The sequence below is a fragment of the Ferrovibrio sp. genome (genome assembly GCF_036381655.1).
Classification (GTDB): Bacteria; Pseudomonadota; Alphaproteobacteria; order Ferrovibrionales; family Ferrovibrionaceae; genus Ferrovibrio.
In genome coordinates this window covers 70,592-83,907 of the sequence record NZ_DASVCJ010000068.1, presented here as the reverse complement: position 1 = coordinate 83,907, position 13,316 = coordinate 70,592, and the positions used below count along the sequence as shown (strand labels likewise).

Below are 13,316 nucleotides of genomic sequence, written 5' to 3'. Positions count from 1 at the left end.
TGCCGGGGGAGCGGTGATGAATCCATCCCGTCCCTTCATTCTGCGCCCGGTCGCAACCACGCTGCTTATGCTGGCTATCCTGCTGGCTGGGGCGGTTGCCTACCGTTTCCTCTCGCTGTCCGCGCTGCCGGAGGTGGATTATCCCACCATCCAGGTGCAGACCTTCTATCCGGGGGCCAGCCCCGAGGTGGTCGTGTCCGCCATCACCGCGCCGCTGGAGCGCCAGTTCGGCCAGATGCCGAGCTTGAACCAGATGTCGTCGACCAGCTCTGCCGGTGCCTCGGTCATCACGCTGCAATTCAGCCTGGACATCAATCTCGACATCGCCGAACAGGAGGTGCAGGCAGCCATCAATGCGGCCGGCAACCTGCTGCCCAGCGATCTGCCGGCGCCGCCGATCTATGCCAAGGTCAATCCCGCCGACGCTCCGGTCCTGACCCTGGCGCTCACGTCGAAGACCATTCCGCTGACCGAGGTTCAGAATCTCGCCGATACCCGCTTGGCGCAGAAGATTTCGCAATTGCCCGGCGTCGGCCTGGTCAGCTTCGCCGGCGGGCAGCGCCCGGCGGTGCGCATCCAGTTCAACCCGACGATCCTGGCCGCCTACGGTCTCAATATCGACGACCTGCGGACCACCATAGCCAACGCCAACGTGAATACGGCAAAAGGCAGCTTCGACGGACCGGCCCGTTCCTACAGCATAAATTCGAATGATCAGCTCGGCAGTATCGACGAATACCGCGATCTGGTGATTGCTTATCGCGACGATCGCCCGGTCCGGCTGTCGGATGTCGCCACGATTGTCCAGGGGGCGGAAAACAACAAGCTTGCCGCCTGGATGAACGAGACGCCATCGGTCATCGTCAATGTCCAGCGCCAGCCTGGCGCCAATGTCATCGACGTCGTCGACACGATCAAGGCGCAGCTGCCGAGCCTGCAGGCATCCTTGCCGGCGGCGGTCGATCTGACGGTGCTCACCGACCGGACCAACACGATCCGCGCCTCGGTGCGCGACGTGCAGTTCGAGCTGGCTTTCGCCATCGCCCTGGTGGTCTTGGTGATGTTTCTGTTCCTGCGCAACGTCCCGGCCACGATCATCCCGAGCCTTTCGGTGCCGCTGTCGCTGGTTGGCACTTTCGGCATCATGTATTTCGCCGGCTTCAGCCTGAACAATCTCTCGCTGATGGCCCTGACGATCGCCACCGGCTTCGTCGTCGACGATGCCATCGTAATGATCGAAAATATCGCGCGGCATATCGAGGATGGGGAACCGCCGCTGCAGGCGGCCCTCAAGGGCTCCAAGCAGATCGGCTTCACCATCATGTCGCTGACGGTGTCGTTAATCGCCGTGCTCATTCCGCTGTTGTTCATGGGCGATGTGGTCGGGCGGTTATTCCGCGAATTCGCCATAACGCTCGCCGTGACCATCCTGATCTCGGCGGTGGTTTCGCTCACCCTGGTGCCGATGATGTGCGCGCGCCTGTTGCGTCCAACGGCAGAGGTCGAGGGGCCGGTCGCGCGGCGCAGCCGCGAATGGTTCGACGTCTTGATCGCTGGCTATGGCCGCCTGCTGAACTGGGTGCTGGATCACCAGGTGCCGACGCTGATCGTGGCCGTCGCCACCCTGGCGCTGACCGCGATTCTCTATGTCATGGTGCCCAAAGGATTCTTTCCGGTACAGGATACCGGCCTGATCCAGGGCATCACGCAGGCGCAGCAGTCGATCTCCTTCGACGCCATGGCGCGGCGCCAGTCGGCCATGGCCGAGGCGATCCTGCGCGATCCTGATGTCGAAAGCCTGTCTTCGTTCATCGGCGTCGATGGCACCAATATGACGCTGAATTCCGGCCGCTTTCTGATCAACCTGAAACCGAAAGCCGAGCGCACGGCCTCGGCGAGCGAGATCATCCGGCGGATTTCCCGCAATACGGCGACGGTTCCAGGCATCGTCCTCCATATGCAGCCGGTGCAGGATCTGACCGTCGACTCCAATGTCGGCCGGGCGCAGTACCAGTTCATCATCGAAGATGTCGATTACGACGAACTGGCGCTCTGGGTGCCTCGCCTTGTCGAGCGGCTGCACGATCTGTCGCAGCTAGAGGACGTTGCCAGCAACCTGCAGGCGGAAGGCCTGACCGCCTATATCGAAATCGACCGCGGCATGGCGGCCCGTTTCGGGATCACGCCGGCGACTGTCGACAATGCGCTCTATGGCGCCTTCGGGCAGCGGATCGTCTCCACCATTTTCACGCAATCGAACCAGTATCGCGTGATCATGGAGGCCGATCCGACCATAACCGCGACGCTTCAGTCCCTGTCGCAGATCCATCTGCCGTCCTCGGTCGCCGCCAACGGCCAGGTGCCTTTGACGGCGATTGCCGCGATCCACCAGCAGAAGGCGCCGCTGCAGATCGATCACATGAGCCAGTATCCGGCAACGACGGTGTCCTTCAACGTCGCCGCCGGCTATTCGCTGGGAGAGGCGATCGACGCCATCAAGCAGGCCGAACGCGAACTCGGGTTGCCGCCCAGTATGCGCACCCACTTCCAAGGCGCGGCTTTGGCGTTCCAGGCCTCCCTCGCCAATGAGCTCTACCTCATCCTCGCCGCAGTGGTGACGATGTATATCGTGCTGGGCGTTCTCTACGAGAGCTATATTCACCCGATCACGATCTTATCGACCCTGCCCTCGGCCGGCATCGGCGCGTTGCTTGCCCTCATTCTGACCCGGTCCAATCTCGACATCATCGCCATCATCGGCATCGTCCTGCTGATCGGCATCGTCAAGAAGAACGCGATCATGATGATCGATTTCGCGCTCGAGGCCGAACGCGACGGCGGCCAGGCGCCGCGTGATGCCATCTTCCAGGCCTGCCTGCTGCGCTTCCGGCCGATCCTGATGACGACTGTTGCGGCCCTGTTCGGCGCCTTGCCCTTGATGCTCGGCAGCGGCACCGGCTCCGAATTGCGGCAGCCCCTGGGCATCACCATCGTCGGCGGCCTGATCGTTAGCCAGATACTCACCCTGTTCACCACGCCGGTGATCTATCTGGCCTTCGAACGCCTCGCGCGCCGCCTCCGCCGCGGCCGCACCGATGGCGACCGGCTGCCGGCCGGGCCGCGGGGATAGCGCGATATGCATGTCTCGGAAGTGTTCATCCGAAGGCCTGTCGCCACCACCCTGCTGACGATCGGCGTGGCATTGGCCGGTCTGCTGGCTTTTGCGAAATTGCCGGTTTCACCGTTGCCGCAGGTCGATTTTCCGACCATCGTCGTGCAGGCGCAGATGCCCGGCGCCAGCCCGGAGGTCATGGCGACCAGCGTCGCCACGCCTCTGGAGCGCCATTTGGGCCAGATCGCCGATGTCACCGAGATGACCTCGAGCAGTTCCGTCGGCTCTACCCGCGTCGTCCTGCAATTCGGTCTCAACCGGGACATCAATGGCGCCGCCCGTGATGTGCAGGCCGCCATCAACGCGGCGCGTGCCGATCTGCCGAGCGACCTGCGCAGCAATCCGACCTACCGCAAGGTCAATCCGGCGGATGCGCCGATCATGGTGCTGGCGCTGACCTCCGACACGTTGAGTCAGGGCCGCATCTACGACGCCGCGACTACCGTTCTCGAACAGAAGCTGTCGCAGATCGAAGGCATTGGGCAGGTCACGTTGGGCGGCAGCTCATTGCCGGCCGTCCGCGTCGAGCTCAATCCCAACGCCTTGTTCAAATACGGCATCGGCCTGGAGGATGTCCGCGCAGCCCTGGCGGCCACCAATGCCAACAGCCCGAAAGGCGTGATCGAGCAGGGGGATCTGCGCTTTCAGATTTATACCAACGACCGCGCCGGCCGGGCCGATGAATACCGCCCGATCGTGATCGCTTATCGTAACGGCGCCGCCGTGCATCTGGGCGACATCGCCGACGTGGTCGATTCCGTGGAAAGCCTGCGCAATCAGGGCTATTCCGGCGACAAGCCGGCGATTCTGGTCATCCTCTACCGCCAGCCTGGCTCCAACATCATCGAAACGGTCGACCGTGTGAAGGCGGTGCTGCCGGAATTGCGCGCCTCGATTCCGGCAGCGATCGATCTCGACATTGCGGTGGACCGCACGCCGACGATCCGCGCCTCGCTGCACGAGGTCGAGCGGACCCTGCTGATCGCGACAATCCTGGTCATCGCGATCATTTTCCTGTTCCTGCGCCGGCCGAGAACGACGCTCATTCCGGCCATCGCCATCCCGGTATCCCTGTCCGGCACGCTGAGCCTGATGTATCTGATGGGCTACAGTCTCGACAATCTGTCGCTGATGGCGCTGACCATCGCGACCGGGTTTGTCGTCGACGACGCCGTCGTGGTGCTGGAGAACATCACCCGCCATGTGGAAGCCGGCATGCCCCGGCGCAAGGCGGCCATACAGGGCGTGCGCGAGGTCGGCTTCACCGTCGTCTCGATAAGCCTGTCGCTGATCGCCGTCTTCATTCCGATCCTGCTGATGGGCGGCATTGTCGGGCGGCTGTTCCGCGAATTCGCCATGACCCTGTCTCTGGCCATCCTGGTATCCATGGTGGTTTCGCTGACCACCACCCCGATGCTCTGCGCCTACCTGCTGCGCGGCGAGGAAGAGCGCAGGCAACCCGGCCGGCCTGCCCGTCGCTGGGGCCGTTTTCTCGACGATATGCTGAACCTGCATCGCTGGCTGCTGGATCACTCGCTGCGGTATCCGCGCCTCGTGCTGCTGCTGTTCTTCGCCACCATCGGGCTGAATGTCTACCTCTACATTGCCGTGCCGAAGGGATTCTTCCCGCAGCAGGATACGGGACGGATGGTCGCCGGCATCCGGGCCGATCAAAGCATCTCGTTTCAGGCAATGCAGGAGAAGCTTCGGCAGTTCATGAGCATCGTCCGCTCCGATCCGGCAGTCGAAACCGCGGTCGGATTCACCGGCGGGTTCCAGACCAATTCGGGCTTCCTGTTCATCGCGCTGAAAGACCGTAATCAGCGCAAGGTGTCGGCCGATGAGGTGATCGCGCGGCTGCGGCCCAAAGTGGCGCAGGTTTCCGGTGCCCGGATATTCATGCAGCCGGTGCAGGATATCCGCGCCGGCGGGCGGCAAAGCAATGCGCAATTCCAATACACGCTGCAGGGCGACGATCTCGCCCAATTATTGAGCTGGGCCCCGAAAATAGCGGAGGCATTGCAGGATGTGCCGGAACTGGCGGATGTCAATTCCGACCAGCAGGAAGGCGGCCTGGAGATCGGCCTGCAAATCGATCGTGCCGCCCTGGCGCGCTACGGCCTGACCATGAGCCAGGTGAACAACACGCTCTACGATGCCTTCGGGCAGCGCCAGGTTTCGACCATCTATAATCCTCTGAACCAATATCACGTCGTCATGGAAGTGGCGCCGCAATACTGGCAGAATCCGGAGACGCTGAATCAGATCTATGTCGCCAATACCGGGGCGATTTCCGGCAGCCGGTCCAGCAATGCCGCCGCCAGCACCTTGAGCGCATCCAACACAGGCGCTGCCGGCGATCTTGCCGGCAACGCCGTCGTCAATCAGCGCGCCAACCAATTGGCCAACAAGGGGCGCCGCGGCACGTCGACGGGCGCGGCGGTCAGCATGCGCGCGGAAGACATGGTGCCGCTGGCGGCTTTCGCCCGTTGGGGGCTCAGCAACACGCCGCTTTCCGTCAATCACCATGGACCATTCGTCGCCACCACCTTGTCCTTCAATCTGCCGCCCGGCGTTTCACTCGGCACTGCCGTACAGGCGATCAATGCGACGATGAACAGGCTCGGCGTACCATCGACGATCCACGGCAGTTTCCAGGGCACGGCCAGGGTGTTCCAGCAGTCGGTCGGCAACCAGCCCATCCTCATCCTGACGGCCCTGCTGGCCGTCTATATCGTGCTTGGGGTTCTCTACGAGAGCTACGTCCATCCGATCACGATTCTCTCCACCTTGCCGCCGGCCGGCGTCGGCGCGGTGCTGGCGCTGATGTTCTGCAACATGGAGTTCAGTATCATTGCGCTTATCGGCGTCATCCTGCTGATCGGCATCGTGAAGAAGAATGCGATCATGATGGTGGATTTCGCCCTCGATGCCAGCCGCAACCGAGGCTTGGATTCGCATGCCGCGATCCGCGAGGCGGCCGTCATGCGTTTCCGCCCGATCATGATGACGACCCTGGCGGCGATTTTCGGCGCCGTGCCCCTGGCGCTCAGCCAGGGAGATGGCGCCGAATTGCGTCAGCCGCTCGGGGTCTCCATCATCGGCGGGCTGATCGTCAGCCAGATGCTGACGCTTTACATGACGCCGGTCATCTACCTTTATCTCGACCGCTTCCGCCGCCGCCCTCGTTCTGAGAGGCGCGCAGGCCCCGCCGGTCTTCCGTCACAAGGATAGGAGCGATTATGAGATCCTGCGTTCTCGCATTGGCGATGCTGTCGTTTGGCCTGGCGGCTTGTACCGCCGGCCCGGACTACAAGCGTCCCGCTGCGCCGATCGCCGCGACCTACAAGGAGCTGGATGGCTGGAAAGTGGCGACGCCGAAAGATGCCATCCGGCGGGGCGACTGGTGGGCGATCTACAATGACCCGGTGCTGGACGGTCTGGTCAGGCAGGTTGCGATCTCGAACGAGAATCTGAAGGCGCAGGAAGCCGCCTTCCGCGAAGCCCGGGCGGCGGTGCGGGCCGCCCGCGCCGGCTACTATCCGACCTTGAATGTCGATCCCTCCGTGACGCGGTCGAGTTCCGGTGTGAGTTCATCCTCCATCGGGCGCCCGGGTGGCACGCGCATCCTCCGCACCATCTATGACCTGCCGGCGGATGCCGGCTGGGAGCTGGATGTATGGGGCCGCATCCGGCGCACGGTCGAAGGCGATATCGCCAACGCGCAGGCCAGCGCCGCCGACCTTGCCTCGGCATTGCTGTCCACCCAGGCGGAGTTGATTTCCGATTATATCCAGCTTCGCACTGCCGACGAACAGAAGCGGCTGCTCAGCGACGCGGTCGAAGCCTACACGCGCGCGCTGCAGATCACGCGCAACCAGTATAACTCCGGAGTGGCATCGCGCGCCGATGTCGCGCAGGCGGAAACCCAGCTCGAGACGACGCGCGCCAGCCTCATCGCCGTCGAATCGCAACGCGCGCAATTCGAACACGCCATCGCCGTCCTCATCGGCAAGCCGCCGTCGGAATTCAGCATCGCGCCCATCCCGTACAACCCCCACATTCCCGAGGTGCCGGTAGAACTGCCGTCGGCCCTGCTGGAGCGGCGGCCGGACATCGCCGCGGCCGAGCGCCGGATGGCCTTCGCCAATGCGCAGATCGGCGTCGCCGAGGCGGCATATTTTCCGACACTGTCGCTGTCGGCCTCCTTCGGCTTCACCTCGACGGCGTTGGAGAATCTGCTTCGGGCCGGCAGCCAGGCCTGGTCGCTCGGTGCTGCCGGTTCCGCCCCCATCTTCAATGGCGGTGCCACCAGCGCCAGCGTCGAGCAGGCCCGGGCGGCCTATGATCAAGCAGTCGCCACCTATCGGCAGACAGTGCTTACCGGCTTTCAGCAGGTGGAGGATCAACTGGCGGCTCTGCGCGTCCTGGCCGAGCAGGCGGCAGTGCAGGACAATGCGGTCCGCGCCGCCACCGAGGCCGAGCGCCTGGCGCTGAATCAGTATCTCGGCGGGGTGACCAGCTATACGACCGTGGTCACGGCGCAGACGACGGCGCTGAACAACCGCCAGACGGCGTTGACGATCTGGCGGGATCGCATGCTGGCCAGCGTTTCCCTGATCCAGGCGCTGGGCGGCGACTTTCACGATTTCGGACTGCCTGCCGGGGATCAGCTTTATCAGTATAATCCGCTCAGTCAGGTCGCCGAGCAGCTGCAAGCCGGCGGGCAGCCAGCCGCAGAGGAACCGGGCTTCTGGTCCGGTTTCGGCACTGCGATCCGGAACCTGTTCAATCGCTGAGAGCGTATCAAACCGATACTCGCAGCACAGTGTTTACCAGCCAGGGAGATTCGATCATGTCCGATAGTGAATATTTCAAGGACGGCCTCAAGGTGCGCCGCGAGGTGCTGGGGGCCGACTATGTCGATGGCAGCATCGCCAAGGCCGATGATTTCATGATGGCTTTTCAGGACATCACGACCGAGTGGTGCTGGGGGTATGCCTGGACGCGGCCGGGGCTCGATCGCAAAACCCGCAGCATGCTGAATCTGGCGATGCTGACGGCGCTGAGCAAACCCGCTGAGCTGAAGCTCCATGTGAAGGGCGCCCTGACGAATGGCCTTACGGTGGAGGAGATCAAGGAAATTCTGCTACATGCCACCGTCTATTGCGGCATCCCGGCGGGGCTGGAAGCGTTCAAGGCAGCCCACGAAGTGCTGAAAGCCGAGGGGGCCTTGCCGGGCAAGTAAGGCCGGTGCCGAGGAGGCCCGCCGAAGGGGCCCGCAGATGGGCTCCCTCGGCCGAGCGGCAGGCGCATCGTGCTGGTCCGCGACCCGCTAATTCGGCAGTGGTACCGCACAGGACTGGCCGCCATCGACCGGCAGGCAGACTCCGGTGATGAACTGCGCCTCGTCGGAGCAGAGAAAGACGCAGGCATTGGCAACGTCCCAGGCCGTTCCCATGCGGCCAAGCGGCACGGCGCGGTTGCGCGCGGCCACCATATCCTCGACCGAGGCATACTGGTTCGATATCTGCTGGTAAATCAGCGGCGTGTCGATCATGCCCGGCATCACGCAGTTGGCGCGCACGTTGTGCCGCGCGTATTGCAAGGCGAGCGCCACGGTCGCCTGGTTCACCGCGGCCTTGGCTGCGTAATAGGCGAAATATGGATAGCCGGTCCAGCGGATCGCCGACAGAGACGAAATGTTGATGATGGCGCCGCTTTTCTGGGCGATGAAATGCGGCAGCACTGCCTTGGCGGTGCGGTAGACCGAACCAAGATTGATGTCGATATTGCGGCGGAAGGCTTCCTCATCGAGGTCGACCGGCCCGCCATGCAGCACCACGCCGACATTGTTGTGCAATATGTCGATCCGGCTGTAGGTCCCGACCGTCGTGGCGACCGCGGCCTCGATGGCCGCAAGGTCGGTGGTATCGGCAACGATGGCGATGGCGCTGCCACCTTCGCCGTCGATGATTGCGGCGGTTTCTTCCGCGGCCTCAGCCGACAGATCGACGCAGGCCACCTTCGCTCCTTCGCGGGCATAGGCGACGGCGGCGGCCTTGCCGTTGCCCCAGCCCGGCCCCGAAGAGCCGGCCCCGAAAACGATAGCGATGCGGTCCTTCAGGCGCATTGTCGTCTCCTCAGAGGAAGCCGACCGAGAACCACGGAACGGCGGCCACCAGGATCAGTCCGATCAGCAATGCCGCAAGATAGGCCAGGATCGGACGGATGCCCTCGTCCGGATTGACCTTGCCGATGGCGCAGGCCGCGTAATAGCCGACGCCGAATGGCGGCGCGAAAAGGCCGAGGCCCATGGCAAGCACGACGACCATCGCATAGTGGACTTCGTGGATTCCGACCAGCTTGGCGATGGGAAAGAGCAGCGGTCCGAACAGCACGATGGCGGGGATGCCCTCCAGTACGCTGCCAAGGATCACGAACGCAATGATGGAGACTGTCATGAACCCGACGGCGCCGCCGGGCAGATGCGTCATGATCTTGACCAGCGTATGCGAAAATCCCGATTGCGTCAGGCCCCATGCCATGGCCGAGGCGGCGCCGATGATGATGAGGATGGCGCCGGACAGCGACGCGGTATCGACCAGAATGGGGCCGAGCCGCTTCCAGTCGAACTGCCGGTAGACGAGTATGCCGACGATCAGCGAGTAGACGATGCCGATGGTCGAGACCTCGGTCGCCGTGGAAACGCCTTCCACCACGGCGGCGCGGATCAGGAAAGGCAGCGCCAGCGCCGGCAACGCGACGACGAAGCTGCGCATGATCTCGCCGGCCGGCGCCCGGCGGACATGGCTGAGGTCATCGCGGCGGTAGCGGCGGGCGACGACGAAACACAGCATGGCGGCCAGCACCAGCCCCGGCACCAGGCCGCCGGTGAAGAGCGCCGCAATCGAAACGCCGGTCACCGAGCCGATGGTGATCAGCACGATGGAGGGCGGGATCGTTTCGGTCTGCGCGCCCGTGGCGGAGAGCAGGGCGACGAGATCCCCCGGTCTGGCGCCGCGCGCCTTCATCTCGGGAAACAAAGCGGGCGCCACTGCGGCCATGTCGGCCGCCTTCGAGCCGGAAATGCCCGACACCAGATACATCGCGCCGATCAGGACATAGGAGAGGCCGCCGCGGACATGGCCAAGCAGGCTGGCCAGGAAGCGCACCATGGCCTGCGCCATGCCGGCCATCTCGATCAGCATGCCAAGAAAGACGAACAGCGGCACCGCCAGCAGGATGATGTGGCTCATGCCCTCGTCCATGCGGCCTACCAGGGTCATGGACGGAACGCGCGTGGTCAGCGCCAGATACCCGAGCGTGGCAAGCGCGAAGGAGAAGGCGATCGGGACCCCGCCGAAGACGCAGACGCCCACGACGCCGACGAAAAAGATGATGAGGTTGATGTTGCCCAGCGTTTTCAGGCTCGGCCCGATCATCCAGAACAGGGCGGCGAAGGCCGTCACAAGGGCGAGGGAACAGACGGCATGCAACAGGCTGCTACGCGTGGCGAGCCGCAGCAGCGAAAAGGCGATCATCAGGCCGACGCCGGTGGGGAAGGCTGCGGCGCGCCAGGCGGCGGAGATTTCCATGGCCGAAGTTACGATGAAGCCCTCTTCCAGAGCCCATTCATAAGCCGGCGCAATGATCAGAACCAGGAAGCCGAGCCCGGCAGCCACCGCCAGGGCGTCGAAGAAAGCCCGCCTATGGGCAGGCAGTCCGCCGATCATGGCGGTCATGCGCATATGCTCGCCGCGCCGCAAGGCGATGACGGCGCCCAGCATGGCAAGCCACAGGAACAGGGTGGAGGCCAGTTCGTCGGACCAGATCAGCGGTTCGTTCAGGACATAGCGGGCGACAATCCCGGAAAACAGCACGACGACTTCGGCCACGACGAGGATTGCCGCGGGAATCTCGACAATCAGCCCCAATATTCTATCGGCCGCCGCCAGCGCCGGTCGGGTTGCCGGCGCCCCCATCCCTGAGGGCGCCGCGAACTCAGAATTGGCCTGCGTATCCATCAGCCGAGCGCACCGACCGAGCTTTCCAGCATCGCCCAGGCGGCATCGCCGAACTTGCCTTTCCATTCCTTGTAGAAGCCTGCCGATTTCAGCTTGTCGCGGAACGGGGCCGGATCGACGGCATTGAACTTCATGCCGCGGTCGGCGAGCTTCTTCTGCAGCCCTTCGGTCAGCTTGGCGACATCGGCGCGTTCGGCGACAGCGGCGGCATTGATATGCTTGGTGACGATGGTACGAATGTTTTCCGGCAACGCCTCCCAATTGCGGCGGTTGGCCAGGAACCAGAAGCCATCCCACATATGGTTGGTCAGCGAGCAATACTGCTGGACTTCGTAGAGCTTGGCTGTCTCGACGATGGCGAGCGGGTTCTCCTGGCCGTCGACGACCTTCGACTGCAATGCGCTGTAGACTTCGTTGAAATTGATCGTCGTCGGCGCCGCCTCGAAAGCGCGGTACATTGAGGTCCAGAGCGGCGAAGGGGGAACGCGGATCTTGAAATTGACCAGGTCCGCCGGCGTCGCAATGGGCTTGCTGGACGAGGTGGTCTGGCGGAAGCCGTTATCCCAAATCTTTTCGAACGCGATGATGGAGCGCGACTTGGCGATTTCGGCGCGGACATATTCGCCGAGCTTGCCGTCCATCGTCTTCCAGACCGTAGCGTAATCCTTGAAGGCGAAGCCGATGCCGTTGATCGAAGCGGCCGGCACATAGGTCGACAGGATCAGGCCCGACAGGGTGAAGAAGTCGACGGCGCCGGACCGGATCTGGCCAAGGGTGTCGGTATCGGAGCCGAGCTGGCTGGAGGGAAAGATCTGCAGTTCGAAGCGACCGCCGGTCTCTTCCTTGATCTTGTTCGCCGCTTCCTGCGCCCGGATGTTCAGCGGATGCGACAGCGGCAGGTTATTGGCGTATTTGTAGGTGAACTCCGCCGCCCGCGCCCTGCCGATGGCGAAAGTCGAGACGGCAACGGCGCCTGCGCCAGCGGCAAAGCTGCGGCGTGAAATCTTCATCATAGGTCGCTTCTCCACGGTTCGTTTCTCCCGATGCGACGGTCATTGGCCCGAACGGGCAATGCCGCCCAACCCTCGATGACGGGATTATCGAGAGTCGATTATCCCAATCGGAAAATGGGTCCATATATTGGACTGATTTTTCGATCAGATTTTTTGTAATTGACAGAAGATCAGAACTACCGGATTTGTCAACGCAGATCGCAATCACCAATGGTCCACAATATGGATCGAGAAGATCTAGTCGCGATTGTCCCGGATATCGAGCCGACCGGCACGCAGAGCATCGGCCGTGCCGTGGCTTTGCTGCGCCTGGTCGCGGCCCAGGGGATGAAAGGGGCGGGGCTGTCCAGCCTGGTCGAGGCCTCGGGCCTGGCCAAGCCGACCTGCCGGCGTATTCTTTTGGCGCTGATCGATGCCGGTCTCATCGAGCAGGACCCGCAGACGCGCCGTTATTTCCTCGGGCCCGAGGCTTATGTCCTCGGTACGCTCGCCACCGAGCGCTACGGAATCCACCGCTTTGCCATGGAGAGCGTAACCCGGCTTGCGCAAGGCACCGGCGACGCCGCCTTCGTTCAGGTTCGCCGCGACTGGTCCGTTGTCTGCCTGCATCGCGAGGATGGTCCGTTTCCGATCCGCTCGCACGTGCTGGCGGCCGGCGACCGGCATCCCCTGGGTGCCGGCGCCGGGGGAATTGCCCTGCTTGCGGCTCTTTCGGATGAGGATGGCGAAAGGGCCATACTGGCCAATCAGCAACTGCTGGCCGAGCGCTATCCCAAATTGACGCGGGCCCTGCTGGAAGACCTCGTCGCCGAAGCGCGGCAGCAGGGCTATGGCTTCAATCGCGGCATCCTGTTCCCCGGTTCCTGGGGCATCGGCATGGCGGTGCGCGACGCCCAGGGCCGGGCGGATTTCTGCCTGTCGCTCGCCGCGATCGAGGCGCGGATGACGCCGGATCGCGTACCGCATCTGGTCGCGCTGCTGCAAAGCGAGGTCGATCGTCTGCAGGCGCGGATGAGGGATCTGGCGGCAGGCAGCGAAACGAGAACGACAATGGCGCCGGCAACCCAGATGCCGCCACGCCGCATCAGCGAGAGGAAATGAAAA

The 13,316-nt window shown here is 63.5% G+C and carries 8 protein-coding genes; 5 read left to right on the top strand and 3 right to left on the bottom strand.

Features of this window, described 5'->3' with window-relative positions:
• Positions 1-16: 16 nt before the first annotated feature.
• From VF194_RS15565 to VF194_RS15550, 4 genes are read left to right on the top strand one after another with little or no spacing between them, the layout of a single operon-like run.
• Positions 17-3,130, top strand: coding sequence for an MdtB/MuxB family multidrug efflux RND transporter permease subunit (locus VF194_RS15565; RefSeq protein WP_330892105.1), 3,114 nt, complete (start codon positions 17-19; stop codon positions 3,128-3,130).
• Positions 3,131-3,136: 6 nt separating this feature from the next.
• A complete protein-coding gene (locus VF194_RS15560) occupies positions 3,137-6,406 on the top strand; it encodes an efflux RND transporter permease subunit (RefSeq protein WP_330892104.1) in 3,270 nt (1,089 codons plus the stop codon).
• Between the two features lie 8 nt (positions 6,407-6,414).
• Positions 6,415-7,971 carry an efflux transporter outer membrane subunit gene (locus VF194_RS15555; RefSeq protein WP_330892103.1) on the top strand — a complete coding sequence of 519 codons (1,557 nt, stop codon included), beginning with the start codon at positions 6,415-6,417 and terminating at the stop codon, positions 7,969-7,971.
• Positions 7,972-8,027: 56 nt separating this feature from the next.
• Positions 8,028-8,420, top strand: a complete 393-nt coding sequence (locus tag VF194_RS15550) for a carboxymuconolactone decarboxylase family protein (protein ID WP_330892102.1) — start codon at positions 8,028-8,030, stop codon at positions 8,418-8,420.
• 87 nt (positions 8,421-8,507) lie between these two features.
• Here the strand turns inward: VF194_RS15550 and VF194_RS15545 are convergent, their stop codons facing one another.
• From VF194_RS15545 to VF194_RS15535, 3 genes are read right to left on the bottom strand one after another with little or no spacing between them, the layout of a single operon-like run.
• Complete coding sequence (locus VF194_RS15545; RefSeq protein WP_330892101.1) at positions 8,508-9,305, bottom strand: glucose 1-dehydrogenase; 798 nt, start codon at positions 9,303-9,305, stop codon at positions 8,508-8,510.
• Positions 9,306-9,315: 10 nt separating this feature from the next.
• Positions 9,316-11,157, bottom strand: coding sequence for a TRAP transporter large permease subunit (locus VF194_RS15540; protein ID WP_330892100.1), 1,842 nt, complete (start codon positions 11,155-11,157; stop codon positions 9,316-9,318).
• 41 nt (positions 11,158-11,198) lie between these two features.
• Positions 11,199-12,227, bottom strand: coding sequence for a TRAP transporter substrate-binding protein (locus tag VF194_RS15535; RefSeq protein WP_330892099.1), 1,029 nt, complete (start codon positions 12,225-12,227; stop codon positions 11,199-11,201).
• 207 nt (positions 12,228-12,434) lie between these two features.
• On the opposite strand from VF194_RS15535, the gene VF194_RS15530 reads away from it, so the two are divergent.
• Positions 12,435-13,313, top strand: coding sequence for an IclR family transcriptional regulator (locus VF194_RS15530; protein WP_330892098.1), 879 nt, complete (start codon positions 12,435-12,437; stop codon positions 13,311-13,313).
• The last annotated feature ends 3 nt before the right edge of the window (positions 13,314-13,316 follow it).